The following is a 26,878-nucleotide window of genomic DNA, read 5'->3' on the forward strand; positions in this document are numbered from 1 at the left end:
GAGAAGGCCGCGTGGGAGAAGGAACTCGACGAGTGGACCCACGAGCGCGACCCGTACAGCCTGGACATGATCGAGGAGCAGAAGCAGGAGCGCACGCCCACCGGCGGCCACTACCTGCATCCGCGCCAGGTGCTGCGCGAGCTGGAAAAGGCCATGCCGGAAGACGTGATGGTGGCAACCGACATCGGCAACATCAACTCGGTGGCCAACAGCTACCTGCGCTTCAACAAGCCGCGCAGCTTCTTTGCCGCCATGAGCTGGGGCAACTGCGGCTACGCCTTCCCCACCATCATGGGCGCCAAGGTGGCCGCACCGCATCGCCCGGCCGTGTCGTACGCCGGTGACGGCGCCTGGGGCATGAGCCTGATGGAGACCATGACCGCCGTGCGCCACAACATCCCGGTGACGGCCGTGGTGTTCCACAACCGCCAGTGGGGCGCGGAGAAGAAGAACCAGGTGGACTTCTACAACCGCCGCTTCGTGGCGGGCGAGCTGGACAACCAGAGCTTTGCCGAGATCGCCCGCGCCATGGGTGCCGAAGGCATCGTGGTGGACAAGCTGGAGGACGTGGGCCCGGCACTCAAGCGCGCCATCGACCTGCAAATGAACCACGGCAAGACCACCATCATCGAGATCATGTGCACCCGCGAGCTCGGCGACCCGTTCCGCCGCGATGCGCTGGCCAAGCCCGTGCGCATGCTCGACAAGTACAAGGACTACGTCTGAGAGCCTGTGGACTAAGTATGTAAGCGCGCGATAGTCCGTTGCCCGGGCATTCCGGGCAGTGGACTATCCGCCCCTCGCGGCAGGCGCCGCATGCGATACGCAATGATCTGCAACGATATGCAACGCCTGCCGCAATCCACACCCGCGCGACCACGGGCCCAGGCGGCGAGCCAATCGCCGACCTACTATAGAAACCGTGGCGCGTAACCCTGTGCAGTGCAGGAGACAAGCAAAGTGATTACCGAGCAGCAGCAATCAAGCGGCCTGAAGCACGGGCTGAAGCAGCGCCACATGACCATGATCGCGCTGGGCGGCGTCATCGGCGCCGGCCTCTTCGTCGGCAGCGGCGTGGTCATCAAGTCCGCCGGCCCCGCCGCCGTCGTTTCCTTCCTCATCACCGGCCTGCTGGTGGTGCTCGTCATGCGCATGCTGGGCGAAATGGCATGCGCGCTGCCCACCGTGGGCTCCTTCTACGAATACGCCCGCGAGGCCTGGCGCGACCGCCCTGGCGTGAGCGAGCTGGCCGGCTTCCTGACCGGCTGGATGTACTGGTATTTCTGGGTGATCGTGGTCGCGCTCGAAGCCGTGGCCGGCGCCGACCTGGTGCGTTTCTGGCTACCGGATGTGCCAGCCTGGAGCATCAGCCTGGTGCTGCTGGTGATGCTCACGCTGACCAATCTGATCTCGGTGAAGTCCTTCGGCGAATTCGAGTTCTGGTTCGCCTCGATCAAGGTAGCCGCCATCGTAGTGTTCCTCTTCCTGGGCGCCCTGTTCGTGCTCGGCATGTGGCCCGGCGCCACCGCCAGCGTGGCGCACCTTACCGTGCATGGCGGCTTTGCGCCGAACGGGATCATGCCAGTGCTGACCGGCGCGGTGGCGGCCACGGGGTTTTACTTCGGCGCCGAGATCGTCACCATCGCCGCGGCCGAGACCGCCGAACCGCAAAAGGCCGTGGCCAAGGCCACCAGCTCGGTCATTACCCGCGTGCTGGTGTTCTACGTGGGCTCGGTGCTGCTGGTGGTGTGCCTGGTGCCGTGGAACTCCGTCGGCATCGCCAGGCCGTACGTCAGCGCGCTCAATGCGATGGGTATCCCTGCCGCGGCGCAGATCATGAACGCCGTGGTGCTGACCGCGGTGCTGTCGGCGCTGAACTCGGGGCTATATGCTTCGTCGCGCATGCTGTTCGCGCTGACCAAGCGCGGCGATGCGCCCAAGGCGCTGGCCAAGCTGAGCCGCAACGGCGTGCCGGTCAGAGCCATCCTGTTCGCCACGCTGTTCGGCTACGGCGCGGTGGTGATGTCGTACGTATCGCCGGACAAGGTCTTTGCCTTCCTGGTCAATTCCTACGGCACCGTCGCCATCTTCGTCTACATCCTGATCGCCATCTCGCAGCTGCGCCTGCGCGCCCGGCTGGAGCGCGAGGCGCCGCACCGGCTCAAGGTGCGGATGTGGGCCTTCCCCTACCTGACCTGGATCGCCATTGCCGGCATGGTCGGGATCGTGGTCGCCATGGCCTTTATCCCCGACCAGCGCACCCCGCTGCTGCTCGGCGTGGCCAGCCTTGGCATCCTGGTGCTGGCGTACGGCGTGCGCCAGCAGATCCGAAAGCACGCGGCCGCCGCGCCGCTGGGCGAGGTGCGGCGGGCTGACTGACACGCCCATCGGCCCAGCCGCCTTGCCGCGATGCGTGGCATCGCGGGCTTGCTTCCCTCCCAATGCCTTGCGGGCCGCCGCGGCCACCTTTGCGCGGCGGCCTGCCTTCGCCTGCCCGGCGTGTACCTGATGCGCAGCTTTTCGGCAGCGCCACTGGCCCAAACGATTCATGGGATCTGGCCCTACTGCATTGCGCGTCACCTCTCTATGCTGCAGTCATAGGCCGCGCAGGTCCGGCGAGCGAATCACCAACACCATCAAGGAGACTCAAATGGCAAACCCCCAGGTCACCGCAGACACCCTGCAAGCCTTCAGCGACGCGTGGAACCGCCACGACATCGAAGCGCTGATGAGCTTCATGGCCGATGACTGCGTGTTCCACGCCGTGGCCGGCAGCGAGCTGTTCGGGCGCAGCTTCGAAGGCCGCGCGGCGGTGCGCGAAGGCTTCCAGCTGGCATGGCAGGCCTTCCCCGACGCCGCGTGGCTCGACGGCGAGCATTTCGTGGCGGGCGAGCGCGGCGTCAGCGAATCCACGTTCCGCGGCACCAAGGCGGATGGCACGCGCATCGAGGCGCGCATGGTGGATGTGTTCACCTTCCGCGACGGCAAGATCGCGGTGAAGAACGCGTACCGCAAGGATCGCCCGCCCGTTGCCGTCGCCGTCTCCGGTGCCGCCAACTGATTCCAGCCCCGCCAGAGGGCATTTGAGGATGACAAACATGGACGCCACCGCCGCAAGACTGATCCTGCCCGAAGGCCACGCCACCGCGCCTTCGAAGCCGTACGACCCGGCCTACGACCCGCTGGTCGCGCCCACGCCCGGCCAGGGCCGCGAGTACGCCCCCACCTACTGGATCGGCACGGCCGGCGAGCCGCCCCCGGACGATGGCCCGATCACCCACGACATCGACGTGGACGTGGCCATCATCGGCTCCGGCTTCACCGGGCTGACCTGCGCGATCTTCCTCGCGCAGGAGCACGGCATCAAGGCGACCGTGCTGGAGGCCAACCGCGTGAGCTGGGGCTGCAGCACGCGCAACGGCGGCCAGGCGCAATGCGCCTCGGGCCGGCTCAAGCGCTCGCAGTGGATCCAGCGCTACGGCCTGGATACCGCGCTGCGGCTGCATGAGGAAGTGTGCGACGGCATGGAGACCTTCAAGGGCCTGATCAAGGACATCGACTGCGAACCGCAGCCCGGCGGCCACCTGTACATCGCCCACAGGCCCAAGGTCATGCCCGCGCTGGAAAAGGAAGCCAAGGTGCTGCGCGACGTGTTCAAGTACGACGCGCGCATCCTGGATGCCGACACCGTCAAGCGCGAATACGTCGACGACAAGGAAGCCGCGGGCGCCATGCACGAGCCAGAAGGCATCGGCATCCACGCCGGCAAACTGGCCTTCGGCTACCTTCGCAAAGCGCGCGCGCTGGGCGCCAAGGTGCATCCGTCCAGCCCGGTGCTGAGCTGGGAGACGCGCGGCGGCGTGCATTACCTCAAGACGCCGGGCGGCATCGTGCGCGCCCGCGCGGTGGGCGTGGCCACCGGCGGCTACACCTCGCCGAGCCTGCATGCGCAACTCAAGAACCGGCTGTTCCCGATCCTGTCGAACTCCATCGTCACGCGCCCCCTGACGCCCACGGAGCGCGAGGCATGCAATTTCCGCACGACGCAGGTCATCACCGATACCCGCATCCTGCGGCACTACTACCGGCTGATGCCGGACGGCCGCCTGCAGATCGGCAGCCGCAGCGCCATCACCGGCAACGATGCGCCGCAGCATAAGTACAAGGACAAGCTCATTGCCGACCTGCACCGCAAGTTCCCGGCGCTCGAAGGCATCCAGATCGACTATTCTTGGTGGGGTTGGGTCGATGTGAGCCATGACATGATGCCGCGCATCTTCCAGCCGGACCCGGCCCAGACCATTTATTACGCGATGGGCTACGGCGGCAACGGCGTGATGTACTCCGCGCAAGCGGGCAAGCGCATGGCGGCGTTGATCGCGGGCAAGAGTGCGGGGCCGGAACTGCCGATCTTCCGCTCGGCGCTGCCGTTCCCGAATGTGCGCGAGATGGTGGAAGCGCAGGCGTTCGCGCCGTTCCGCCGCTTCGGGCAGTGGTTCCTGTATCGCTGGTATCACATGAAGGACGAAGTGATCTGAGATCGGAAGCTCGAACGTTGAAGGTTTTGGAAAGCGGCGTCGCCTAAGAACCGTAACCCCCACTAAAACACAAGGAGCCAGGCATGGGCCGAGGCCAATATTCCGTCCCCCCGCAGCCGGGCCGCCGCGGCGTGCTCCGCTCGCTCGGTGCGCTGGGCGCCGGCGCCGCGCTCACCCATCCGGCGCTGCGGGCGCTGGCGGCCACCACCGCCGATGCGCGCATCGAGCTGCCGTTCGAGAACGGAGAGCGCGAACTGGTGGCCTTTCCCCAGAAGCGCCCGCTGATCCTGCTGACCAGCCGGCCACCGCAGCTGGAGACACCGTTCGGCGTCTTCAACGACAGCCCGATCACGCCCAACGATGCTTTCTTCGTGCGCTATCACTGGAGCGGCATTCCCACCAGCATCGACCCCCAAACCTACCGGCTGCGCGTGGGCGGCAAGGTCAATGCGCCGCTGGAACTCTCGCTCGACGAGATCAAGCGCCTGGCCACCCCGGTGGACCTGGTGGCGGTCAACCAGTGCTCGGGCAACAGCCGGGGCTTTTTCTCGCCGCGCGCCAACGGCGGGCAACTCGGCAACGGCGCCATGGGCAACGCGCGCTGGACCGGCGTGCCGCTCAAAGCGCTGCTGGAGAAGGCCGGCGTGCAGGCCGGCGCCATGCAGGTGAGCTTTGACGGCATGGACCGCCCGCCGCTGGAAGGCGGCCCGGACTTCGTCAAGGCGCTGGCCATCGACCACGCGCTCGATGGCGAGGTCATGCTTGCCTGGGCCATGAACGGCGCGGACCTGCCCATGCTCAACGGTTATCCGCTGCGCCTGATCGTGCCCGGCTACTACGGCACCTACTGGGTCAAGCACCTGGCCGACATCCAGGTGCTCGACAAGCCGTTCGAGGGGTTCTGGATGAACGCGGCCTACCGCATCCCGGACAATCCCTGCGCCTGCGTGGCACCCGGCACGGCGCCCACGCGCACGGTGCCGATCAACCGCTTCAACGTGCGCTCCTTCATCACCAGCGTGGCCGATGGCGCCAGGCTGCAGACCGGCCGCCAGACCGTGCTGCGCGGCATCGCCTTCGACGGCGGCTATGGCATTGACGAGGTGGCCTTGTCGACCGACGGCGGCCGCACCTGGCGTGCGGCGCAACTGGGCAAGGACCTGGGCCGTTACTCCTTCCGCGAATGGACGGCGGCGTTCACCCCGCCAAAGAAAGGCGAGTACGAACTGAAGGTGCGCGCCAGCAACCGCATCGGCCAGAGCCAGCCGCTCACCGCGCTGTGGAACCCCGCCGGCTATATGCGCAACGTGGTGGAAACCACGCGCGTGGTGGCAGCATGAAGGAGGCCGCCATGCAATTCGCCAAGCCTTCCGGCCGACATGGCCGGATCCTCGCCCTTGCCCTGTGCGCCGCTGGCATGGCGCCCGCCGCGCAGGCGCTGGAAATCACGCTGCCGCCGGAGACCGCGCGCTATACGCCGAGCGACCTGCCCGGCTATCGCCTGGTGCAGCAGAACTGCATGACCTGCCACTCCGCGCAGTATGTGCTCACGCAACCGCCATCCTCGCCGCGCAGCTACTGGGACGCCACGGTCAGGAAGATGAAGAAGCCCTTCGGCGCACCGTTCGCGGATGAAGACATCCCGGCGATGGTCGACTACCTGACCAAGACCTACGGCGCGGAGCGCACGGCCTACGCCGCCGCGCCCGCAGTGCAAGCCGCCCCTGCCACGATCGCAGGCGGCAGCCATGATCCCCAGGCCCTGCTCACGGCCAATGGCTGCACCGCGTGCCATGCCGTCGACAAGAAAGTGGTGGGGCCGGCGTTCAAGGAGGTCGCGGCAAAGTACGCGAACCAGCCGGGCGCCGCAGCGCTGGTGGCACAGAACATCCGTGCCGGCGGCGCGGGCAAGTGGGGCCAGGTGCCGATGCCAGGCTATGCAGCGCTCTCCAGCGAAGACCTGCAAAGCCTGGCTGGGTGGATCCTCGGCCGCTGAGGGGCCGCGGCGCCGGACTGCGGGCAACCCGCATTTCGCCGGCGCGCGGCTTCGCCCATAATCTGCCGCACACGACAACGGCCCGGCGAACGTCCACAAAGGCGTCCACAGCGTCGGCCACAGCAACGGGAGCGGCATGGCAAGCGTAGGCAAGGCGAATACTTTCTGGAACCGGCTGTTGCAGCTGTCCTCCGATTCCGGCGTCAGCCTGCAGGCGCAGTTGCGCCAGCAGCTGGTGTCGGCCATTCTCGCCCGGCAGTTGCCGGAAGGCAGCGCCCTGCCCTCCAGCCGCGAGCTGGCGGCCACGCTGGGCATCGCCCGCAATACGGTGATCCTGGCTTTCCAGCAACTGGTCGAGGAACGCTTCCTGGAGACCAAGCCGCGGCGCGGCTACTTTGTGGTGGAACAGTTGCCCAGCGCCGCCAAGCCTGGCTCAGCGCAGGCCCGGGCCATTGGCGCAGCCGCCCCCGAGGACGCAGGGGAAGGCGGCCCGGACTGGGGCGCGCGGCTGCCGGACATGACCGGCAAGCGCGCCATCGTCAAGCCCACCGAGTGGCAAAACTATCCCTACCCCTTCATCTACGGCCAGTTCGACCCCGCCCTGTTTCCCACCGCCGACTGGCGCGAATGCTCACGCATGGCGCTGGCCGTGCTGGAGATCCGCGGCTGGGCGTCGGACCTGATCGACCGCGACGATCCGCTGCTGATCGAGCAGTTGCAGAAGCACATCCTGCCGCGCCGGGGCGTGTGGGCCAACCCCGACGAGATCATGGTCACCATGGGCGCGCAGAACGCGCTCTACCTGTTGGCCGACCTGCTGATGCGAGGCGCGCGGGTCGGGCTGGAAGAGCCGGGCTATAACGATGCGCGCCACATCTTCGGCATGCGCGCGCGCGAGGTGGTGCCGTTGGCGGTGGACGAATCCGGCCTGTGCCCGGACGACGCGCTGGCCCAGTGCGACTACGCCTTCATCACGCCCAGCTACCAGTGCCCCACCACGGTCACCATGCCGCTGGAACGGCGCGAGACGCTGCTGCTCGAAGCCCGCCGCCACGACGTGGTGCTGATCGAGGACGACTACGACACCGAGAACCCCGCGCTGACCCAGCCCATCCCCGCACTGAAAAGCCTGGACCGCGACGGCCGCGTGATCTACGTGGGCAGCCTGTCCAAGTCCTTCGTGCCTGGCATCCGGCTCGGCTACATCGTCGCCCCCGCCGCCGTGATCCGCCAGGCGCGCGCGCTGCGCCGCTTCATGCTGCGCCATCCGCCCGCCAACAACCAGCGCGCCACGGCCCTGTTCATCTCGCTGGGCCACCACGACGCGCTGCTGCGGCGCGTGGCGCCCATCTTCCAGCGCCGCGCCGAGATCCTGCGCGCCATGCTGGCGCGCCACCTGCCGCAGGCGCGCGCGCACAACTCGCCGGGCGCGTCATCGTTCTGGGTGGAAGGCCCACCCGGGCTCGACGCCCGCAAGCTGGCCGCGATCGCGCTCACCCACGGCGTCATCATCGAGCCCGGGGATGTGTTCTTCTCGACTGATGTGCCGTCGCCGCACTTCCGCATGGGCTATACGGCCATTGCGGAAGAGCGGATCGAGGAAGGGGTGAAGCTGCTGGGGCAGTTGATCGGGCAGGCGATGGTGCGGTGAGCGAGTGAGCCTGCACCTCAGGACTGCCGGCGCTCAAGCACATAGCCAATGCCGTGTACGCCATGGATCAGCTTGCGCTGGAAATCGTCATCCATCTTGGGGCGCAGGCGCCTCACCGCCACGTCCAGAGCATTGCTGTCGCTGTCGAAATTCATCTCCAAAGAAGTCATCTGAGAATGCGCGGTCAATCGATATCCTCAAGCCGTCCCGTAAATTCGACAAGACAGCCAAAGCCGCCATGGAACAGAGCTTCGCGTTCATCCTCACGGACACCGGATTCCTGGATTTTGTCTCCGTACCGCTGCGCATCGTCCTCGGGTACATAACCAAGGAAGCGCACGTTGGCATTGTCCCAGCGATTTCTCGCATTGGCCGAAACGCCATATGCGATAAGGAAGTGGTACTTCGGTGCATCGATCGCTCGGCGCGTCAACTGCACAGTATCCCGATGACTGATCCACGAGAAAAGGTGGCGTTCCACACTGGGTTGGTCGTCGGGACGAAATGACCCGATACGCAGACACGCCACTGACAGGCCATATTTGTCCGCGTAGAGGCGGCCAAGCGCTTCGCCAAAGACTTTGGACACGCCATAGCGGCTGTCCGGACGCGGCATGACTTCGTCGTCGATCATCCGATCGCGGCGATGAAAGCCAACCGCATGATTCGAGCTTGCGAAAATCACGCGTTTGACGCCAGCCATGCGGGCAGCCTCGAACACGTTGTAGCAACCTTCAATGTTCAGGCGGCGAATACGGTCCCATGTGTCCTCCTCTGGGATGCCGGCCAGGTGAACTACACAATCGATTCCCTGCATCGCTCGAACAAGTTGTTCGATGTCGGTAATGTCAGTCGTCACGACTTCCTCGCCGGCACCAGCAGGCACTTGGGGTGCGACATCGGCAAGCCGTATCAGTTCGTAATGCCCTTGCAACCCTTTGCGCAGCACACGGCCGATGTGACCGGCAGCACCGGTAATCAAGACGCGCTTCATGAACTTCTCCTATATATTGCGTGGTCGGCCTGCTTCGAGAAGCAAACCTTCTAACGGAAAGGACGGATAGTCGCCATCCATTCTGATGCGTCGGTGAACACCAGCTATGCACCAGCTATGCAGCGGAACTGCTCACCGCCGGTTGGCTCATTGTGGTCCGGCTATTGATCACGAACACCATGGCCAGAACACCCACCAGGTCAATCGTTGCGCCAAGCGCGAATGCACTGCTGTATCCGCCGAAGTACTGAACCGCGAAGCCAGTAACGGTGGGGCCAACGATGCCGGAAATATTGCCCAGAAGGTGCACAAAGCCGCTGACACCGCCCAGATGCTTCCCCGGAACGAGTTCGTGCATCAGCGCCCAGCAAGCCTGCGAGGAGGCAGTCAGGAATAGCACTGCGGCCGCCACCAGAGCCACTGCCGTGGCGGTTTTCGTAGCGAAACTCACGACAAGCATGGCGAGTGCCGACAAGGCGAGTGGCAACACCGCAGAGAGCTTGCGTGCATTCAGCGGATTCTTCATGCGCTTGTAGATGAAATCGGACAGGATGCCGCCGCCGAAATAGCCGATTGCGCCGCACGCCCAAGGAATTGTGCTCAGGATGCTCATCTGTTTCAGGTCGAGGTGCAGCGCATTGGTGAAGTAGCTCGGCAGCCAGGATACGAAAATGAACAGGGTGTAGTTCACCGCAAACAAGCCGGTGCCCAGCGCCAGTATGCTGGGCTTGAACAGATACTCGCGCAGCGTCGTCCCGTGCTCGCCCTCCTCGGCTGGGTGCGCGGCGCTGCGGCTCTGTTCGATCAGCTTCACTTCATCCGCGGCCACACGGCGGTTCTGCACCGGGGTATCGGTAACGAAATAGCGCCAGAAGCCGATCCAGATGAAGCCAATCAGCGCAATCACGACAAACGATATGCGCCACCCGAAGGCGATTGCCACCAGGCCGACAATCGGGCCGGCGATTGCACTGCCGAGCGTCTGCCCCGAGAAGGAGAAGCCGATCATCCTGCCGGTTTCATTACGCGGAAACCAATTGGTAATGGTCCGGTTGGTTGTCGAATTCATCGGCCCTTCCCCGAAACCGAATAACGCGCGCGCCATGAGAAGCGTGGTGAAGCCCGTCACCCCCGCGGTGAGTCCACACAGCAGTGACCAACCTCCCATCGCCCAGGAGAAGACACGCCGAGGCCCATAGCGGTCAGCAAGCTGGCCGCCGACAAACGCAAAGATGGAATATCCAAAAAAGAAGCTGCTAAAGATAATGCCGAGCTGCGACGGGGAGATGTTTAGCTCTTTGCTGATAATCGGGGCAACGACGCCCAGTGCCGCGCGATCCATGTAGTTGATCATCCCGGCCGCAAATAACAAACCGGCTACTACGTATCGATATCTTCCAGACATGATTGTCTCCAAAACTTTATTCTGTTCATGAATACGCTTATGAAAACTAATTGCGAATTCAAGGACCGGAATCTTCAAGCAACAGGGGTGGGAGGAAAGCGTGCCTGCTCGGCACCGTCCTTTCCTGCTCGGAACACTTCCAGCTATGGGGGGCAGACTTGAAGCGGAAAAGAGAGTTCACTACGACGAATGCATCTTGATGCGCAGAGGAGGAAGTTTGTACGGCAAATCGAAGACTCAGCCGCCTACGGCGCCCTGCGTGTTCACATACAAGGCATAGACTGACTGGCAAGAAGCCATAAAGAGCCGATTGCGCATCAGCCCACCAAAACAGAGATTGGCACAGCGTTCGGGAAGCGCGATCCGGCCGATCAGTTTTCCCTCGGGCGACACGCACATGACACCGTCAAGATCGTCGCTGCCCATGCCCCAACCACACCATAGGTTTCCGTGAATATCGCAGCGCATGCCGTCGATGGTTCCTGCGCCCGCATCGAGCAGGATTCTTCCGTTGGCGATCTGCGTGCCACCGTCGACGAGGTCATAGGCCCAAATCTTGCGCCCTGGCGTCCCACGCGATTCGATGACGTACAAGATGCGCTCATCGGCGGAGAAGCACAGGCCGTTGGGCCCCTTCAACTCAGTTGTCATGACCGTCGGCGAGCCCGACCCGGCATCGATCCGGTAGACCGAGTGCGGTAGTTCCGGGGTCGCGGCGCGACCTTCGTAGTTGCCCTGTATTCCCATTGGCGGATCGGTGAACCAGATGGAACCGTCAGATTTGACGACGACATCGTTGGGCGAATTGAGGCGCTTTCCCTCAAAGCGGTCGATCAACACCGTGAGGCTACCGTCGTATTCGGTACGCACAACGCGACGCCCGCCGTGTTCGCATGTGATCAATCGTCCTTGCCGGTCGCGCGTGTTGCCGTTGGCGTAGCCGGACGGTTGCCGGTACACGCTGACCGCGCCAGTCTCCTCCTCCCACTTCATCATTCGGTTATTCGGAATGTCGCTCCACAATAAAAAGCGGCCATCGCCGAACCAGACTGGCCCTTCCGCCCAGCGAAATCCAGTTGCGATCTGCTCCACCGCGGCGTAGGCGATCCGGTATTTCTCGAACTCCGGATCCAGCACCTGAATGCGAGGATCGGGGTATCGTGCACTTGGTTGCCACATGACGTACCTTCCTTCTTGCTGTTCCCGTATGCCGGCAGTCAGCTCATGATGCCGATATGCCAGGGCACGAACTCGTTGTCCCCGAGCCCTAGCAGTTCGCTCTTCGACGCCTTGCCCGAAGCGGTAAGCAGCATCAGCTGAAAGATCTCTTCGCCGACCTGCTCGATGGTTTTCTCGCCGTCCAGAATCGTGCCGCAGTTCAGGTCCATGTCTTCCTCAAGCCGCCGGTACATCGGCGAATTGGTGGCCAGCTTGAGGCTGGGTACAGGCTTGGCGCCGAACATCGAGCCGCGTCCGGTGGTGAAGGCGATCAGGTTGGCGCCGCCGGCGATCTGCCCGGTGGCCGAGACCGGGTCGTAGCCCGGCGTGTCCATGAATACAAGCCCGTGCTGGGTGACCGGCTCGGCGTAGCGGTACACCTCCATCAGCGGACCCGTACCGCCCTTCATCGACGAGCCCAGTGACTTTTCGAAAATGTTGGCTAAGCCACCCATCTGGTTGCCCGGGCTGACCGCGCCGTTGATCTGCACGTCACGTCCGACGGAATAGTCCTCTTTCCACCAGAGTACCCGTTCCAGCAGTTTCTCGCCGACTGCGCGGCTGGCGGCACGGCGGGTCAGCGTGTGCTCCACCCCGTAGATTTCCGGGGTCTCCGACAGGATGGCGGTGCCGCCGTGGCGCACCAGCAGATCCACAGCCGCCCCCAGCGCCGGATTGGCGGTGATGGAGGAAAACCCGTCCGAACCGCCGCACTGCAGGCCCACGGTCAGGTGGCTGGCCGGCACAGGACGGCGCTCCACGCTGTTGACCAGCGGCAGCAATTCCCTGACCGCGGCAATGCCGGCCTCGATGGTCTTGCGCGTGCCGCCACTTTCCTGCATGACGAAGGTGCGCAGCAAGGGACCGGGTTCCAGAGACTGCGTGTCGAGCAGGCCTTTTAGCTGGTTGCGTTCGCAACCCAACCCTACGACCAGTGCGGCGCCCAGGTTGGCGTGGCGCGCATAGCCGGCCATGGTCCGGCGCAGCAGATCCATCGGCTCGCCGGTCATCTCCATGCCGCAGCCCAGCGAGTGACTGAACGCCACCACGCCGTCGACGTTGGGGAAGTCGGCGAGCCTCTGCGGCGTGAACCACTCCGCGATCTTGCGTACGACGGTGGCCGAGCAATTCACCGTAGAGAGGATGCCGAGATAGTTGCGCGTGCCCACACGGCCGTCATCGCGCACGATGCCGTCGAAGCTCGCCTGCCGGTCGGCTTCGATCGGGACCACGGGCAGGTAATCGCGGCTGAAGGCGTAGTCTCGCTCGTATTCCTGAAAGCTGACGTTGTGCGAATGGACGTAGCTGCCCGGCTGGATGTCGGCTGCGGCAAAGCCGATGCAGACGTTGTACTTCAGGATCGGCTCGCCGGCCTTGATAAAGCGGGCGGCGATCTTGTGGCCGGCGGGCACCTGGCTGCGCACCCCCCAGGTTTCCCCCGGCATTTGCGCGCCGATGGCCACATTCATGCGGGCGACCAACACGTTGTCCGCGGGATGCAGGCGGATGCAAGGTCCAATGATGCTCTTTTGCTGGGTTTCCATACTACGTTTCCTGGAATGCGGAATCGGATAAAGGCCAGGCGCTCACTCGGCCTGGATGCCGGCGCTTTTCACCACGCCGCCCCACTTGGGGACTTCGGTGGTCATGAACGTGCTGAACTGTTCGGGACTGGTGCCGAGGATAGTGAACCCCTGCTCGGTGAACTTGGCGCGCAACCCCGGTTCTTTCAGGGCTATGCCGACTTCGGCGCTGATCTTGCCGGCGACAGGCTTGGGCGTCTTGGCAGGCACGAACAGGCCATACCAGGTCAGCACCTCGAAGTCCTTCAACCCCGCCTCCGACATTGTTGGCACCTGCGGCAGCGCCGGGGCGCGCGCCAGGCTGGACACCGCGATGGCCTTGAGCTTGCCGCTCTTGATGAACGGTGCGGCTACCGGCACATTGGCAAACATCAGGGGCACGGTGCCGGACATCACGTCGGTCAGCGCCGCCGCCTCCCCCTTGTACGGCACATGCGTCAGCTTGATGCCGCTCATCGAATCGAATAGTGCACCGGCAATGTGCTGCGGTCCGCCAGCGCCCGACGAGGCATAGCTGCCCAGCTTGTCGGCACGCGCGAGCGCGATCACATCCTGCACCGTGCGGGCCTGCACCGACGGATGCACCACCATCACCAGCGGCATCGATACCACTTGCGTCACCGGCATGAAATCCTTCAGCGGATCGAATGGCAGATTTGCGTACAGGCTCGGCGCGATGACCATGGTCGACTGCGACGCCAGCATCATCGAATAGCCGTCGGCGGCCGACTGGGCCACGTTGGTCGCGGCGATGGTGCCGGTGGCCCCGGGCCGGTTATCGACGATCACAGTCTGGCCCGTCTGCTTGGCGAGTTGGGCACCGATCTGGCGGGCCACGATGTCGGCGCCGCCGCCGGGGGCGAAGCCCACCACGATGCGGATGGTCTTTCTCGGATAAGCGTCGGCGGCCCTTGAAGGCGAGGCGCAGAGTATCGCCACGATGCCGGCAATCGCTGCGCACAGCACAATACGCCGGCGCTCATGGTTGGACTGGTGGCTGAAGGGGGTGGTTGGCATGGTTGTCTCCCGGTTGTTATGTCTTGTTTTCAGCACCGGTCCATCGCGGTTCTTTGTCCACGGATGGGCCGATGGTCCCGTTGTCGGTTCAGGCCGCCAGCAGTTGCGCGTCCGGCATCACGAAGCCCAGCGCGTCCAGCGACTGCGCCAGGGCCAGGCGCTGGCCGGGCTGCAACTCCGTGAGCGGCGGGCGCACGATGCGCCATGCCTCGTCCGTGCTCTGCGCGGCGATGGCCTCCTTCATGGCTGCGATCATCGGGAACTGCTGGAAGGCGGCGCGGGTGCGGTTGAGTGCTGCCTGGCGCTCGTCGGCGTCGGCATCCCGCCAGTGGCGGTATAGGCCCACGATGGGCGCGGGGTTGACGTTGCCGGTGGCGGTAATGCAGCCGGCGCCGCCGGCGCGCATCGTTTCCAGCAGGAGAGCCTCGGTGCCGGAGAACACGTCGAAGCCGCGGGCGCCGAATCGCTCGATCATGGCGCGCGTATTGGCGAAGTCACCCGAGCTGTCCTTCACGCCGGCGATGATGTCGGGATAGGCGCTCAACAGGCGGTCGACCAAGTCCAGGCCGAGCGGCACCTGGCTCACGGCGGGGATGTGATACAGGTAGACCCGCAAACGCGCATCGTCCACCCCCTCGATCACCTGGGCAAAGGCACGGAACAGGCCATCGTCACTGACGCCCTTGTAGTAGAACGGCGGCAGCATCAACACGCCGGCGCAGCCCGCCGCCACGGCGTGGCGAGTCAGGGCGATGGCATCCGGCAGCGCGCAGGCGCCCGTGCCGGGCATCAACCGGGCGGCAGGAATACCAGCCTCGAGCAGTACGTCCAGCAAGCTGCGCTTTTCATCGACCGACAGCGAATTGGCTTCCGAGTTGGTGCCGAACACCGCCAGCCCAACGCCTTGCGCGGTCAGCCAGCGGCAATGGCGGACGAAGCGCTCGGCATCCGGCGCATAGTCGGCCCCGAACGGCGTTAGCACGGGAGAGAAAACCCCGCGGGGGCGGGAAACATTGCTCATGGGTCGTCTCCTGGGGGAATCTTGATTCGAATTGAGACAGATTGTAGAAACTGGCAGAATGCAAAAACAGCATTGACCGCCTCGTTCAATCAATAGAATTTTTTTGTTATGGACACCCGCTACCTGCAGAGCTTCGTTGCCGTGGTTGAGTACGGTTCCTTCGCGGAAGCCGCGCGTCGCCTCGGCCTCACGGCAGCCGCAATCGCGGCGCGAGTCCAGGCGCTGGAGGACGCGCTGGATACCCCCCTGGTCCAGCGAGCGGGCCGCACGGTCCAGCCAACCCAGGCGGGCTTGCGCGTCCTGCCCAAGGCGCGCGCGGTGGTGCGCGACGTGCGCGACCTGAGCGCGGTGGCGCATGACGACACCCTGCTGGGGGAATTGCGGCTGGGCGTGTCGACTTCGTCGTTGACCGGTCTGTTGCCGCGGATCCTGGAGGGGCTCTACGCGGCGCATCCGCAGCTGAAGATCTTCGTGGAGCCGGGCGCCTCTTCGCACCTGTACCGGCGCATCGTCTCGGGCGACCTGGACGCTGGCATCATCGTGGCGCCGCAGTTCACGATTCCCAAGGCATTCGCCTGGCAAGTGCTGGTGGAAGAACCGTTTATCGTGCTGGCATCGCAAACCATGGCTGGCCGCGGCGCGCATGACCTGCTCGCCAGCGAGCCATTCATTCGCTACGACCGCGGCATGTGGGGGGGGATGGTGGCAGACCGCTACCTGCAGGAGCACAACATCGTGCCGCAAGAGCGATTGGAGATCGATGCGCTCAATGCCATCGCCACCATGGTCCACCAGGGCATCGGCGTCTCGCTGGTACCGGACTGGACGCCGCCGTGGCCCGAGGGCCTGAAGCTGGCGCGGATCCCGCTGCCCGGGCGGGCACCGGTGCGCAAGGTGGGGTTCCTGTGGTCGCCACACGGAGCGCACGCCGCCCTGTCGCAGGCATTCCTGGATTTCGGCTTGGCCTCCTCGCGCCGGGCGGGGGAACGCTGACCGCGCGGCCGCCGCCATCGCGGTGCGCACGCGCGGTGGCGCCCACAGCATTTAGCGCTCGGCCGCCTGGCCTTCCGTCCAGGCCTTGTACCGCGCCTTGTTCTCCTCGTTGGGCGGATACAAGCCGGGCAACGGCGCGCCGCGCTCCACTTGCTGCATGATCCAGCCCTCCAGACGCTCCTGCTCCACCGAGGCGGCAATCACTTCGTCCAGCATGGCGGCAGGAATCAGCACCGCGCCGTCCTGATCCACCACGATGACATCGTTGGGGAACACCGCGACCCCGCCGCAGTCGATGGGCTCCTGCCAGCCGACGAAGGTCAGGCCGGCGACCGAAGGCGATGCCGCTACGCCCCGGCACCACACCGGCAATCCCGTGCCCAGCACCCCCGCCACATCGCGCACCACACCATCAGTCACCAGCCCGGCCACACTGCGCTTGCGCAGGCGCGCGCACAGGATATCGCCGAAGATGCCGGCGTCGGTCACGCCAAGCGCACCCACCACCGCGATGCAACCGGCCGGCATGTCCTCGATGGCCGCGCGCGTGGAAATCGGCGAACCCCACGAGGCCGGCGTCGCAAGGTCTTCGCGAGCGGGCACGAAGCGCAAGGTAAAAGCGCGGCCGACCAGGCGTGGCTGGCCGGGTGCCAGCGGCTGCGTGCCGCGCAGCCATATGTTGCGCAGGCCGTGCTTGAGCAGCACGGTGGTCAGGGTGGCGGTGGTCACGCCTTGCAGAGCCTTGACCACGCTCTCGTCGAGGGGAAGCGATGCGGTCGCCATGATGTTTCCTTTTTTCATTGGGTTTGGGGTTGAATCAGCCAGTGCCGCACGCCCGTCATGCCTTGCCAGACGCCGCAGCAGGTGGTCGACTTCGTGCCGGGCGGTGGCCGACATGGCCGCCGCTGGCTTGCGCCGCGCAGGTGAGGATCCCGCGGCGCATCATCACGTACTTGCGCACGGGTTCAAATACTCTGGATGAGGCCACCGTCGATGCGGATGGTCGAGCCGGTGATATAGCCGGCGCGGTCGCTGGCCAGGAAGGCCACCGCATCGGCATATTCCTCCGGGCGGCCGTAGCGGCCCACGGCGATGGCAGCGGTGCTTTCGGCCGACACGTCCGCCACCGGGCGATGCTCGCGCCCGGCCTTGGCTTCATCCAGGAAGCGGATGCGGTCAGTGGCGATGCGCCCCGGCAGCACGATATTGATCGTCACGCCGTCACGGCCGACTTCACGCGCCAGCGTCTTGGACCAACCCACCAGCGTCAAGCGCAGCGCATTGGAAATGCCCAGGTTCGGAATCGGCGCGACCACGCCGGATGAGGTGCTGGTGACGATGCGCCCCCACTGCCTGGCGCGCATGCCGGGCAGCACCCGGTCGGTAATCGCGATCACCGACAGCACCATGCTTTCGAAGTGCTTGCGCCACAGTGCCGTTTCCTGGCCGAACGCGGTGGTGGGCGGCGGCCCGCCGGTATTGTTGACGAGGATATCGACCTGGCCGAACCGGGCCTCGATGGCGGCGACATGGGTCTCGATCGACGCCAGGTCCGCGAGATCCCAGGTGCGCGCTAGCGCCGCGCCGCCCTTGGCGGTGATCGTAGCGGCGGTGCGGCTTGCTGCTTGCTCATTGACGTCTGCGACCACGACCTTCGCGCCCTCCGCTGCCAGCGCCAGCGCGATGGCGGTGCCCAGGCCGCCACCGCCGCCCAGCACCAGAGCTACCTTGCCCTCAATTCCTAATTGCATGAATGCCTCACATGAAAAACCTGAAAAACCTGAAAAACTTGAACTTGGATTGACACTTCTCGGTTGCCTGCCGGGTTGAGAGCAGCCCGGCGCTCACACCACGGCCACCGGCGTCAACGCCGCGCGCCCGCCCAGCACGGCTCGCACGTTATCCAGCATCAACCCCAGCATTACCGCGCGCGTTTCCCGCGTGGCCGAACCCGCGTGCGGAGAGAGCAACACGTTCGGCAGCGCGCTCAGCGGCGAATCGGCCAGCGGCTCGGACTCGAACACATCGAGCGCCGCGCCCCGGATGGTGCCGGCCTTCAGGGCCTCGCCAAGTGCGGCCTCGTCGACCACGCTGCCGCGCGCCATATTGAGCAGGTAGCCGTTCGGCCCCAGCGCAGCCAGTATCGCGGCGTCGACCAGGTGGCGATTCTGCTCGGTCGCGCGGCAGGTGAGGATCAGGATGTCTACCGACGCGGCGAGCGCGAGGGGGCTTTCGCAATAGCGGTATGGCAGGCTTGCGCGCTGCGTGCCGGTGTAGGCCAGATCCACGCCGAAGGGCGTCAGCCGCCGCGCAATGCCCATGCCGATGCGGCCGAGCCCGACGATGCCCACGCGCTTGCCGGCCAGGCTGGTGGTGAGCGGGAAGTTGTGCTCGCGCCAGGCGCCGCCGCGCACATGGCGGTCGGCCGCGGGAATCTGGCGCAGCAGAGCCAGCAACAGGCCGATGCCGAGTTCGCAGACGGCCGCGTCCAGCACCCCGGGCGTGTTGGTGACCACGATGCCGCGCTTGGCCGCATGGGCGACGGGGATGCCGTCGTAGCCCACGCCCGAGGTCGCGATCACCCGCAGCGCAGGCAGGCGGTCGATTACCTCCGCGCGCACCTGGTAATTGCTACGCGTGACGATGGCGCGCACCGCGCCGCGCAAGGCACCGTCAGCCGCGATCTCGGCCTCGCAGACGCAGCGGAAATCGGCGTCGATGACGTCTTGCTGCACAGCGTCGAAGAGGCCGATGCGCAGCACCGGCTCACGTGTATCGCTTGTCATGCCCACCCCTCCTCACTCTGGCGCCTTGCCGCGCGTTTCGGGCGCGCGCAGGAAGTCGAAGTCGACGCCCTGGTCAGCCTGCGTCACGGTCTGCAGGAACAACTTCAGATAGCCACGCGGCGCGCTCGGCTCGACCACGGGGAAAGCCGCGCGGCGGCGCTCCAGTTCCTCGTCCGATACCAGCAGGGCGAGCTCGCGGCGGCTCACGCTCAGGCGGATGCGGTCGCCGGTTTGCACCAGCGCCAGCGGCCCGCCTACGGCGGCTTCGGGGGTCACATGCAGCACCACCGTGCCGAACGCGGTTCCGCTCATGCGTCCGTCGGAAATCCGCACCATGTCCTTGACGCCGGCCCGCGCCAGCTTGCGCGGGATCGGGATATAGCCGGCCTCGGGCATGCCCGGCGCGCCCTTGGGGCCGATATTCTTCAGCACCAGGATGTCGTTGGCGTTAACGTCCAGGTCGTCCAGGTCGATGCGCTCGATCAGGTCCTGCGCGCTCTCGAAAACCACCGCGCGGCCCTCGTGCTCCATCAGCTCCGCGTTCGCCGCGGACTGCTTGATGATTGCGCCGCCAGGCGCCAGGTTGCCGGCGAGCACGGCGATGCCGCCTTGCGGGTAGATCGGATTGTCCATGCTTCGCACCACATCCTGTGCGAAGCCCGGGCCGGCATTATCCAACTCCTCGCCTAGCGTACGGCCGGTGACGGTCAGCGCATCGAGGCGTAGCAGCGGGCGCAGTTCGCGCAACAAAGTGGCCATCCCGCCGGCCTTGTGGAAGTCCTCCATATAATGCTGGCCGTTCGGCTTCAGATCGAGTAGCACCGGCGTTTCGCGGCCCATGCGGTCAAGCGCCTGCATATCGATATCCAGGCCCATGCGGCCGGCGATGGCCGCCAGGTGCACGATGCCGTTGGTCGAGCCGCCGATGGCCAGCAGCACGCGCATGGCATTCTCGAACGCAGCCGGCGTCAGGATGCTGTCAATGGTCAGACGCTCGCGCGCCATCGCCACGGCGCGTGCGCCGGTCTCCTCGGCAATGCGGATGCGGTCGGCGGTCACGGCCGGCGGCGTGGCGCTGCCCGGAAGGCTCATGCCCAACGCTTCGGCCAGGCAGGCCATGGTGCTGGCGGTGCCCATCACCGAGCAGGTGCCGACGCTGGCCACCAGTTGGCTGTTGACCTGCGCGGTCTCATCCGCGTCGATCTCCCCGGCGCGAAACTTGCCCCAGTAGCGGCGGCAGTCGGTGCATGCACCCACGCGTTCGCTGCGGTGCGAGCCCGTCAGCATGGCACCGGTGACCAGTTGGATCGCGGGCACGCCGGCAGAGGCCGCGCCCATCAGCTGCGCCGGCACGGTCTTGTCGCAGCCGCCGATCAGCACCACGGCATCCATCGGCTGGGCGCGGATCATTTCCTCCGTATCCATCGACATCAGGTTGCGCAGATACATGCTGGTCGGCGCGGCAAAGCTCTCGTGGATGGAGATGGTCGGGAACGCCATCGGCAACCCGCCGGCGAGCATGATGCCGCGCTTCACCGCTTCGATCAGCTGCGGCATGTTGCCGTGGCACGGGTTGAATGCGCTACCGGTATCGGCGATGCCAATCACCGGGCGGTCGAGCGCCGCATCGGTATAGCCTGAGCCTTTGATGAAGGCCTTGCGCAGGAACAGCGAGAACCCAAGGTCACCATAGTTGGTCAGTCCTTTGCGAAGGCCTGTGTCTGCGGCGGAAGTGTCCGGTCCTTTCGGTTTGGTAGGGGTCATGGTCGTGGGGAGAAGTCGGTTCAGCTATCGTTCAGCTATCGTTCAGCTATCGTTCAGCTATCGTTCAGCTATCGGAATTGATATGGGCGTCGGTGATTACCTTTTCCCAGCGGGTGACCTCGATGCGCAGGCGCTCGGCCGCCTTTTCAGGGGTTGTCGGCGGCAAGGCATAGACACCCTGCTTCAGAAACTGTGCCTTGACGTCGGGCATTGCCAGGATCCTGGTCAGCGCCGCATTCAGGCGCTCGACCACCGGTGCGGGCGTGCCCGCAGGTGCCAGCACGCCGAAGGTGGAGCTGACGTCCAGCGAGGGCATGCCGCTCTCGGCGGCAGCGGGCACGTCCGGCAGCATCGAGATGCGCGTCGGCGCCGCCACGGCAAGCGCGCGCAACTGTCCCGCCTTGATGAACGGCTGCGCGGCCGGCACGGTCTCCACCATCATGTTGACCTGGCCGGCCACCAAGTCTGTCATGGCGGGGCCGCTGCCCTTGTACGGCACATGGGTCATGTCGATGTTTGCGTCTTTCTTGAAGATCTCGGCCGCCATGCGCTGCGGGGCGCCGGCACCCGACGAGGCATAGTTAAGCTTGCCGGGATTGGCCTTGCCGTACTTGACCAGTTCCTGCAGCGTACTGACCGGCACCTTGGGATTGACCACCACCACCAATGGCACGGAGCCGACTACCATCACCGGGGTGAAGTCCTTGATGATGTCGTAACGCAAGCGCCCCTTCTCCAGGGTGGCCATGGTGGCGTGAGACGTGAGTGCGCCCATGAGCAACGTATAGCCGTCTGGCGTGCTCCGGGCGACCACTTCAGCGCCAATGTTGCCGCCTGCGCCTCCCCGGTTGTCAACGACCACTTGCTGGCCCAGTACTTCGCCCAGGCGGGTGGCGACGATGCGACCGATCACGTCCGTAGCGCCGCCCGGCGGATAAGGCACGACCAGCCGGATCGGCTTGTCCGGATAGGCCGCGAACGCGGCCGGTGCAAGGGTGAAAGCGGTCATGGCGGCAAGGGCCAACAGGCCGGCCCGCAGCAGGGTTCTGCGAGTCGCATTGGTGATGGGGAATTCCATGTCGTCTCCGGTTTCTTGTTGTCGGCGCACCCCTGGCGGGGGGTGCGTCATGTACGGAGTTTGACGAAGACGGAAGATAAGAAGAAGCGATCCCCAGACCGATTAACCAAAAGATTATTTTGGTTTCGGCAGCGCCCCCACCGGGGCGAGGCGCAGGCTGGCTAGCGCCAGCATTCCACGCTGCGCGGCCATCTCTTCAAGAAATGGCTTTTCAGTCGGCGCGTGCCAAGCGCGCCGTGGACGTGGACGCTGGTGCCCTGCGCGCGAGGGCAGCCTGCTCGAAACCATACGCGTACTGGATCAGTTGAGCCTCGCTCCAGGGCTGACCGAGAAACTCCATGCCGACGGGCACGCCGCGCGGAGCATCCCCGGTTGGAGAAGAAAACCCGGCAGGAACAACAACGGCGGGGAAACCTGTTAGCGAAGCCAGAATACCATTGCGTTCCTTCTGGTCATACTCTCCAATCGGCACAGGCAGGCGTTTTTGGTGTGGATAAATCATCGCATCCAGCCGATTTTCCGCCATCAAGTTTGCAAGACTCATCTTAAGCGCTTCGATCTTTAGTATCCGTTCCTTGTAGTCCGGTTCATTCAGGCCATTTTCCAGACCTTGGGCGGACAGCAAGAATTTACTCAGCGATTGATGCGTTTTTCCACTGGCGATGATCTCATCCAGTGAATGTGCGGGATAATTTTTTCCGCCCGTTTTGAGGTAGGCATTAATGCTGCTTTTGTATTCATACTTCTGCACATCAAGGCCAGCATTCAATTTATCAGTATCCATCTCCGGCGTTGAGACGGGCACAATAATTGCTCCCTTCTTCTTCAGAATATCGATCGCATTCGCCATGACGCGATTGACATCCTGATGGTCTGGCCCATTTCCGAAAAGAGTCTGCATTACACCGATCCGCACCCCTTTCAACCCTTCCTTGCGCAGGGAATCGGTATACGTCTTGGGGATGTGCCCGACGCTAAATGCAGTCACTGGATCGGCTCGATCATACCCCGCCATGACGTCCAGCATGCGGGCGGCATCGCCCACCGAACGCGCAATAGGTCCCGCTTCATCTTGAGTGAAGGAAACCGGCACGATGCCAGATCTGCTGACCAATCCAAGCGTCGGCCGAATTGCAACCAGGCTATTGCTAGAAGCCGGCGAACGAAGCGAATTTGCCGTATCCGATCCGGTACCGATCGTTGCGAAATTTGCAGCCAGTGCCGCCGCAGTGCCGCCGCTTGAGCCACCGGGAGTCAATTTTAGATCGTAGGGATTCTTTGTCTGCCCGCCCAGGGAGCTCACAGTAACGCCGCCTAGCGCAAACTCCTGAAGATTAGTCTTTCCAAGAATCAATGCACCATTATTCTTTAGTTTACTTACAACAAACGCATCTTCTGCGGGCCGCGCCCCAGCCAACGAAGCGGAGCCCCCAGTGGTTGGCATGTCTGCAGTATTGTAATTATCCTTGAGGACTGTCGGAATGCAGTGCAATGGTTTCATTTTTCCACTGCGCTTGAATTCCAGATCCATGGCATCTGCTTGCGCAAGAGCGTCCGGATTAATGTAGAGCATGGCGTTCAATGCCGGGCCCTGTTTATCATAAGCCTGAATTCGATCCAGATAGTGCTTTACAAGTCCATGGCATGTCAAATTTCCTGCCTGCATTGCCTCATGGATCTGGGCAACGGACGATTCCATAATATTAAATGGCTTGTCCGCTGAATAAGCTGCTAAAGGTAGCAACCCGGATACTACTACCATTGTATTGACTGCGATCTGCTTCATCAGAATGCTTCTATCAAGGTTAACAGGGAAGGATAAACATTTAATCGAACCACAAAAAATAAAGCGTCCCGAAGGATTGGCCACGCTGGCCTTATCCGAGGTAGCGTCGGCGTGCCGGCTTGAGCACAGCAATAGCCAGCAATGCTGTCGAAATGTCGAGGGCAATGGCGACACCAAATACCGGCATCCAGCTACCGAGTCTTTCGTGCATCAGGGCAGCGAGCGGTCCGCCCAGGATTGAACCAATGCCCTGGGAGATGTAGAGCCAGCCGTAATTGGTGGTTGCATAGCGCGTGCCGAACGTATCGGTCAACGTGGACGGAAAGAGCGAGAAGATCTCTCCCCAGCCGAGAAACACGACGCCGGACAACAGCACGAACAGCACGGCGTTCTCGCGGGTCAGGAGCCACAGCGCCATCGCCACTCCTTCCAGCGCGAAGGCGAAGCACATCGTGTTTTCGCGGCCCCACCGGTCGGACACCCAGCCAAACAGTGGGCGTGTCAAACCGTTAGTGAACCGATCGATCGTGAGTGCCAGCGGTAGCGCGGCCATGCCGAGCACGGTTATGCCCGCCACACCGAAGTCCTTGGCGAACGTGGCCATCTGCGATGTCACCATCAGCCCCGACGTGGACATCATCGTCATCATGCCGAAGAGGAGCCAGAACAACGGCGTGCGCAGCATCTGACGGGTCGGTACATCGCGGGCGGCCGGCCCGGCAATCTCACGGGCGGGGGCGTGCTCCGATAGCGCCATGCCACGCGGTGAACGCAAGCCCTGCGAGGCGATGAACCCGATGAAGGCGAACAGCAGGCCAAACTGCCACAAGGTCGCTTCGACCCCCTTCTCGGCTAACGCCGAGGCGATCGGGAAGGTCGTGGCGATGGCGCCCATGCCGTATCCCGCTGCGACCATGCCTACGGCAAGCCCGCGCCGATCGGGGAACCAGCGCACCATTTGACCCACCACACCGACGTAGACAATGCCCGTGCCCAGCCCGCCTACCACGCCATAGCTGAGATACAGCAAACCGACACTGTGCACCTGCGCTGCCAGGACCCAGCTCAGACCGGATAGCACCGTGCCGAGCGCAATCAGCCTGCGCGGCCCGAAGCGTTCGATCAGTGCCCCCTGGAACGGTGAGAAGAATGTCTGCAGCACGATCAGCAGCGAGAACGTGATCTGCAACTCCGACAGCGGAACCCCCAGCTTGGCTGCCAGCGGCTTCGTAAACAGTGTCCAGACATACTGCGGGCTGGAAATCGCCATCATGCACAGCATGCCAAGTGCCAGCTGAATCCAGCGCACGCGCGCCGCCGGCAAGGCCACTGTGGCGCCGGTGGCTGCACTCTCTGCAACGGTATTCATCAATCTACTCCTGGGAACAAAGAAACAAGCGACTAAGACTGCCCCGCGAGGCCGCGGGCCCATGCACCATCCGGGCGCGCATTACCAGGCAGCAACGGCGCCATCGCTGCGGGGATCGAAGCCGCCCTCGTAGAGCCCGTTCGCTTGCAGCACGATAGCGCCGGCATGCCCCATGGTCTCGTCGTAAGGCTTCAATAGCTCGACCTCATGGCCAAGCGCACGCAGGGCGTCGCAAGTGGATTGGGGAAACCGCGCTTCGAGCTTGAGGGTGTCGGTCGTCTGGCCCCAGGTGCGGCCCAGCAGCCAGCGAGGTGCGTCGATGGCTGCCTGCGGATTCATGCCGAAATGCACGATGCGCGAGAAGACCGCGCTTTGCGATTGCGGCTGACCGTCGCCGCCCATGTTTCCGTAGACGAGGGTGCGCCCGTCGGCGAGGCGGGCAAGCGCCGGGTTCAGTGTATGGAACGGCTTACGCCCCGGCGTCAACGGGTTGCGCGCGGCCGGGTCCAGCGAGAAGCTGCAGCCGCGGTTCTGCCAGTTGATGCCGGAGCCAGGCAGCACGATCCCGCTGCCGAACTCGTGATAGATGCTCTGGATGAAGCTAACTGCGACGCCGTCTCCATCGATCACGCCCATCCAGACCGTATCGGCTGGCCCTAGGCCCTGCCCCCAGGGCAGCGCTTGGTCGGGCCGGATACGCGCGGCCGCGGCATCGAGCCAAGCCGGTGTCAGGAGGTCCCGCGGATCCACGTCCATGAACGCGGGGTCTGTGATATGGCGGTCGCGCGCAAGGAAGGCTTGCTTGGTTGCCTCCACACAGGCGTGGACGAACGGCGCGCCGGTCTCGTCCATTCCACTGCCCAGCAGGCGGTCCAGCTGGCCCAGGATCTGCAGTGAGACCAGGCCCTGGGTAGGCGGCGGCATGTTATAGACCATGCCGCGAGAGTGCGCCAGAGCGAGCGGCTCCTTCCATACCGCGCGATGGTCTGAAAGATCCTTCAGGCTCAGCGGACTGCCAACTGCCGCCAGATCGCGCGCAATGCTCCGGGCAAGGTCGCCCTGGTAGAAATCGTCGAGGCCTGCCTCCGCCAGTTGCCGAAATGTAGCCGCCAAGCGCGGCTGGCAAAAGCGCGCTCCTGGCAACGGCACGCCGTCCGCGAGGAATGTTTCGGAAAATCCGGTAATTCCAGATAGTTCACCGGCCTTGGCGGCAACGCAGGTGGCCTGGCTATGCGTGACCGGCACCCCGTCGCTGGCATAGCCGATGGCGTCTGCAAGCAACCGCGAGAGTGGCATCCGCCCTCCGAGCACCTCGCGCGACCAGGTGCGTGCGGCACTCCAGCCGGATACCGTGCCGGCCACGGTGTTAGCCGCCAGGCCGCCCCGAAAAGGAATCGAGGTCAGGCCCGCTTGGCGATAGCGCTCGATGCTGGCGGCACCTGCCGCCGCGCCGCATGCCTCCAAGCCTCTGGGCGCCTCGTTCGGCCTAGCGATCAGCCAGAAGCTGTCGCCCCCGATACTGTTCATGTGTGGGTAGGCCACTGCGATGGTTGCTGCTGCAGCGATCATCGCTTCAACCGCGTTACCGCCCTCTCGCAAGACAGCTAATGCACTCTGAGAGGCTAAGGAATGCGGCGCCACGGCCATGCCGCGACTGCCACGAATCGGGTTCCGATGAA

At 64.4% G+C, this 26,878-nt stretch carries 23 protein-coding genes; 8 read left to right on the forward strand and 15 right to left on the reverse strand.

Features of this window, described 5'->3' with window-relative positions; all coding sequences use genetic code 11:
• The 7 genes from ACGLHR_RS20995 to ACGLHR_RS21025 form a co-directional block, all read left to right on the forward strand.
• The coding region (locus ACGLHR_RS20995) for a thiamine pyrophosphate-dependent enzyme (protein ID WP_400096185.1) at positions 1-726 on the forward strand (726 nt) is incomplete at its 5' end.
• Between the two features lie 291 nt (positions 727-1,017).
• Positions 1,018-2,379 carry an amino acid permease gene (locus tag ACGLHR_RS21000; protein ID WP_400096229.1) on the forward strand — a complete coding sequence of 454 codons (1,362 nt, stop codon included), beginning with the start codon at positions 1,018-1,020 and terminating at the stop codon, positions 2,377-2,379.
• A 271-nt stretch (positions 2,380-2,650) separates the two neighbouring features.
• Positions 2,651-3,061 carry a nuclear transport factor 2 family protein gene (locus ACGLHR_RS21005; RefSeq protein WP_400096186.1) on the forward strand — a complete coding sequence of 137 codons (411 nt, stop codon included), beginning with the start codon at positions 2,651-2,653 and terminating at the stop codon, positions 3,059-3,061.
• 37 nt (positions 3,062-3,098) lie between these two features.
• Positions 3,099-4,538, forward strand: a complete 1,440-nt coding sequence (locus tag ACGLHR_RS21010) for an FAD-binding oxidoreductase (protein ID WP_318237280.1) — start codon at positions 3,099-3,101, stop codon at positions 4,536-4,538.
• An 83-nt stretch (positions 4,539-4,621) separates the two neighbouring features.
• Positions 4,622-5,878: a molybdopterin-dependent oxidoreductase gene (locus tag ACGLHR_RS21015; RefSeq protein ID WP_400096187.1), complete on the forward strand. Its 1,257-nt coding sequence runs from the start codon at positions 4,622-4,624 to the stop codon at positions 5,876-5,878.
• 11 nt (positions 5,879-5,889) lie between these two features.
• Positions 5,890-6,534 (forward strand): c-type cytochrome, encoded by a 645-nt coding sequence (locus ACGLHR_RS21020; RefSeq protein ID WP_400096188.1) that lies wholly within the window; start codon positions 5,890-5,892, stop codon positions 6,532-6,534.
• A 136-nt stretch (positions 6,535-6,670) separates the two neighbouring features.
• Positions 6,671-8,185, forward strand: coding sequence for a PLP-dependent aminotransferase family protein (locus ACGLHR_RS21025; RefSeq protein ID WP_400096189.1), 1,515 nt, complete (start codon positions 6,671-6,673; stop codon positions 8,183-8,185).
• A 17-nt stretch (positions 8,186-8,202) separates the two neighbouring features.
• On the opposite strand, the gene ACGLHR_RS21030 is transcribed toward ACGLHR_RS21025, so the two are convergent.
• The 7 genes from ACGLHR_RS21030 to ACGLHR_RS21060 form a co-directional block, all read right to left on the reverse strand.
• Complete coding sequence (locus tag ACGLHR_RS21030) at positions 8,203-8,355, reverse strand: winged helix-turn-helix domain-containing protein (protein ID WP_400096190.1); 153 nt, start codon at positions 8,353-8,355, stop codon at positions 8,203-8,205.
• A gap of 14 nt (positions 8,356-8,369) precedes the next feature.
• Positions 8,370-9,179, reverse strand: coding sequence for an NAD-dependent epimerase/dehydratase family protein (locus ACGLHR_RS21035; protein WP_400096191.1), 810 nt, complete (start codon positions 9,177-9,179; stop codon positions 8,370-8,372).
• Between the two features lie 115 nt (positions 9,180-9,294).
• A complete protein-coding gene (locus tag ACGLHR_RS21040; protein ID WP_400096192.1) occupies positions 9,295-10,584 on the reverse strand; it encodes an MFS transporter in 1,290 nt (429 codons plus the stop codon).
• A 237-nt stretch (positions 10,585-10,821) separates the two neighbouring features.
• Positions 10,822-11,763: an SMP-30/gluconolactonase/LRE family protein gene (locus ACGLHR_RS21045; RefSeq protein WP_400096193.1), complete on the reverse strand. Its 942-nt coding sequence runs from the start codon at positions 11,761-11,763 to the stop codon at positions 10,822-10,824.
• A gap of 38 nt (positions 11,764-11,801) precedes the next feature.
• Positions 11,802-13,346 (reverse strand): UxaA family hydrolase, encoded by a 1,545-nt coding sequence (locus tag ACGLHR_RS21050; RefSeq protein ID WP_400096194.1) that lies wholly within the window; start codon positions 13,344-13,346, stop codon positions 11,802-11,804.
• Between the two features lie 42 nt (positions 13,347-13,388).
• A complete protein-coding gene (locus ACGLHR_RS21055; RefSeq protein ID WP_400096195.1) occupies positions 13,389-14,402 on the reverse strand; it encodes a Bug family tripartite tricarboxylate transporter substrate binding protein in 1,014 nt (337 codons plus the stop codon).
• Positions 14,403-14,490: 88 nt separating this feature from the next.
• On the reverse strand, positions 14,491-15,423 hold the full coding sequence (locus ACGLHR_RS21060; protein ID WP_400096196.1) for a dihydrodipicolinate synthase family protein: 933 nt from the start codon (positions 15,421-15,423) through the stop codon (positions 14,491-14,493).
• A gap of 108 nt (positions 15,424-15,531) precedes the next feature.
• Here ACGLHR_RS21060 and ACGLHR_RS21065 point away from each other — a divergent pair, with 108 nt between their 5' ends.
• The gene (locus ACGLHR_RS21065) at positions 15,532-16,416 is read left to right on the forward strand and encodes a LysR family transcriptional regulator (protein WP_400096197.1); all 885 of its coding nucleotides are present in this window, start codon (positions 15,532-15,534) and stop codon (positions 16,414-16,416) included.
• A gap of 51 nt (positions 16,417-16,467) precedes the next feature.
• Here the strand turns inward: ACGLHR_RS21065 and ACGLHR_RS21070 are convergent, their stop codons facing one another.
• The 8 genes from ACGLHR_RS21070 to ACGLHR_RS21105 all read right to left on the reverse strand — a co-directional run bounded on the left by ACGLHR_RS21070 (position 16,468) and on the right by ACGLHR_RS21105 (position 26,846).
• On the reverse strand, positions 16,468-17,199 hold the full coding sequence (locus tag ACGLHR_RS21070) for a ribonuclease activity regulator RraA (protein ID WP_400096198.1): 732 nt from the start codon (positions 17,197-17,199) through the stop codon (positions 16,468-16,470).
• A gap of 182 nt (positions 17,200-17,381) precedes the next feature.
• Positions 17,382-18,167: an SDR family oxidoreductase gene (locus ACGLHR_RS21075; protein ID WP_400096199.1), complete on the reverse strand. Its 786-nt coding sequence runs from the start codon at positions 18,165-18,167 to the stop codon at positions 17,382-17,384.
• A gap of 93 nt (positions 18,168-18,260) precedes the next feature.
• Positions 18,261-19,202, reverse strand: coding sequence for a 2-hydroxyacid dehydrogenase (locus ACGLHR_RS21080; protein ID WP_400096200.1), 942 nt, complete (start codon positions 19,200-19,202; stop codon positions 18,261-18,263).
• Between the two features lie 12 nt (positions 19,203-19,214).
• Positions 19,215-20,966: an IlvD/Edd family dehydratase gene (locus tag ACGLHR_RS21085; RefSeq protein ID WP_400096201.1), complete on the reverse strand. Its 1,752-nt coding sequence runs from the start codon at positions 20,964-20,966 to the stop codon at positions 19,215-19,217.
• A 64-nt stretch (positions 20,967-21,030) separates the two neighbouring features.
• Positions 21,031-22,044 carry a tripartite tricarboxylate transporter substrate binding protein gene (locus ACGLHR_RS21090; protein ID WP_318237295.1) on the reverse strand — a complete coding sequence of 338 codons (1,014 nt, stop codon included), beginning with the start codon at positions 22,042-22,044 and terminating at the stop codon, positions 21,031-21,033.
• 211 nt (positions 22,045-22,255) lie between these two features.
• A complete protein-coding gene (locus ACGLHR_RS21095; RefSeq protein ID WP_400096202.1) occupies positions 22,256-23,914 on the reverse strand; it encodes an amidase family protein in 1,659 nt (552 codons plus the stop codon).
• Positions 23,915-23,921: 7 nt separating this feature from the next.
• Positions 23,922-25,199, reverse strand: a complete 1,278-nt coding sequence (gene oxlT / locus ACGLHR_RS21100; protein WP_400096203.1) for an oxalate/formate MFS antiporter — start codon at positions 25,197-25,199, stop codon at positions 23,922-23,924.
• Between the two features lie 81 nt (positions 25,200-25,280).
• The gene (locus tag ACGLHR_RS21105) at positions 25,281-26,846 is read right to left on the reverse strand and encodes a gamma-glutamyltransferase family protein (RefSeq protein ID WP_400096230.1); all 1,566 of its coding nucleotides are present in this window, start codon (positions 26,844-26,846) and stop codon (positions 25,281-25,283) included.
• Positions 26,847-26,878: the final 32 nt, after the last annotated feature.

Origin of the sequence: Cupriavidus sp. CuC1 (assembly GCF_044627735.1) — a bacterium.
Lineage (GTDB): Bacteria > Pseudomonadota > Gammaproteobacteria > Burkholderiales > Burkholderiaceae > Cupriavidus > Cupriavidus ulmosensis.

What these genes read in the sequence shown, in the direction of transcription:
- ACGLHR_RS21000 (WP_400096229.1), top strand. Translation starts at nt 1,018, where the DNA reads ATGACCATGATCGCGCTGGGCGGCGTCATCGGCGCCGGCCTCTTCGTC.
- ACGLHR_RS21005 (WP_400096186.1), top strand. Translation starts at nt 2,651, where the DNA reads ATGGCAAACCCCCAGGTCACCGCAGACACCCTGCAAGCCTTCAGCGAC.
- ACGLHR_RS21010 (WP_318237280.1), top strand. Translation starts at nt 3,099, where the DNA reads ATGGACGCCACCGCCGCAAGACTGATCCTGCCCGAAGGCCACGCCACC.
- ACGLHR_RS21015 (WP_400096187.1), top strand. Translation starts at nt 4,622, where the DNA reads ATGGGCCGAGGCCAATATTCCGTCCCCCCGCAGCCGGGCCGCCGCGGC.
- ACGLHR_RS21020 (WP_400096188.1), top strand. Translation starts at nt 5,890, where the DNA reads ATGCAATTCGCCAAGCCTTCCGGCCGACATGGCCGGATCCTCGCCCTT.
- ACGLHR_RS21025 (WP_400096189.1), top strand. Translation starts at nt 6,671, where the DNA reads ATGGCAAGCGTAGGCAAGGCGAATACTTTCTGGAACCGGCTGTTGCAG.
- ACGLHR_RS21030 (WP_400096190.1), bottom strand. Translation starts at nt 8,355, where the DNA reads ATGACTTCTTTGGAGATGAATTTCGACAGCGACAGCAATGCTCTGGAC.
- ACGLHR_RS21035 (WP_400096191.1), bottom strand. Translation starts at nt 9,179, where the DNA reads ATGAAGCGCGTCTTGATTACCGGTGCTGCCGGTCACATCGGCCGTGTG.
- ACGLHR_RS21040 (WP_400096192.1), bottom strand. Translation starts at nt 10,584, where the DNA reads ATGTCTGGAAGATATCGATACGTAGTAGCCGGTTTGTTATTTGCGGCC.
- ACGLHR_RS21045 (WP_400096193.1), bottom strand. Translation starts at nt 11,763, where the DNA reads ATGTGGCAACCAAGTGCACGATACCCCGATCCTCGCATTCAGGTGCTG.
- ACGLHR_RS21050 (WP_400096194.1), bottom strand. Translation starts at nt 13,346, where the DNA reads ATGGAAACCCAGCAAAAGAGCATCATTGGACCTTGCATCCGCCTGCAT.
- ACGLHR_RS21055 (WP_400096195.1), bottom strand. Translation starts at nt 14,402, where the DNA reads ATGCCAACCACCCCCTTCAGCCACCAGTCCAACCATGAGCGCCGGCGT.
- ACGLHR_RS21060 (WP_400096196.1), bottom strand. Translation starts at nt 15,423, where the DNA reads ATGAGCAATGTTTCCCGCCCCCGCGGGGTTTTCTCTCCCGTGCTAACG.
- ACGLHR_RS21065 (WP_400096197.1), top strand. Translation starts at nt 15,532, where the DNA reads ATGGACACCCGCTACCTGCAGAGCTTCGTTGCCGTGGTTGAGTACGGT.
- ACGLHR_RS21070 (WP_400096198.1), bottom strand. Translation starts at nt 17,199, where the DNA reads ATGGCGACCGCATCGCTTCCCCTCGACGAGAGCGTGGTCAAGGCTCTG.
- ACGLHR_RS21075 (WP_400096199.1), bottom strand. Translation starts at nt 18,167, where the DNA reads ATGCAATTAGGAATTGAGGGCAAGGTAGCTCTGGTGCTGGGCGGCGGT.
- ACGLHR_RS21080 (WP_400096200.1), bottom strand. Translation starts at nt 19,202, where the DNA reads ATGACAAGCGATACACGTGAGCCGGTGCTGCGCATCGGCCTCTTCGAC.
- ACGLHR_RS21085 (WP_400096201.1), bottom strand. Translation starts at nt 20,966, where the DNA reads ATGACCCCTACCAAACCGAAAGGACCGGACACTTCCGCCGCAGACACA.
- ACGLHR_RS21090 (WP_318237295.1), bottom strand. Translation starts at nt 22,044, where the DNA reads ATGGAATTCCCCATCACCAATGCGACTCGCAGAACCCTGCTGCGGGCC.
- oxlT (WP_400096203.1), bottom strand. Translation starts at nt 25,199, where the DNA reads ATGAATACCGTTGCAGAGAGTGCAGCCACCGGCGCCACAGTGGCCTTG.
- ACGLHR_RS21105 (WP_400096230.1), bottom strand. Translation starts at nt 26,846, where the DNA reads ATGGCCGTGGCGCCGCATTCCTTAGCCTCTCAGAGTGCATTAGCTGTC.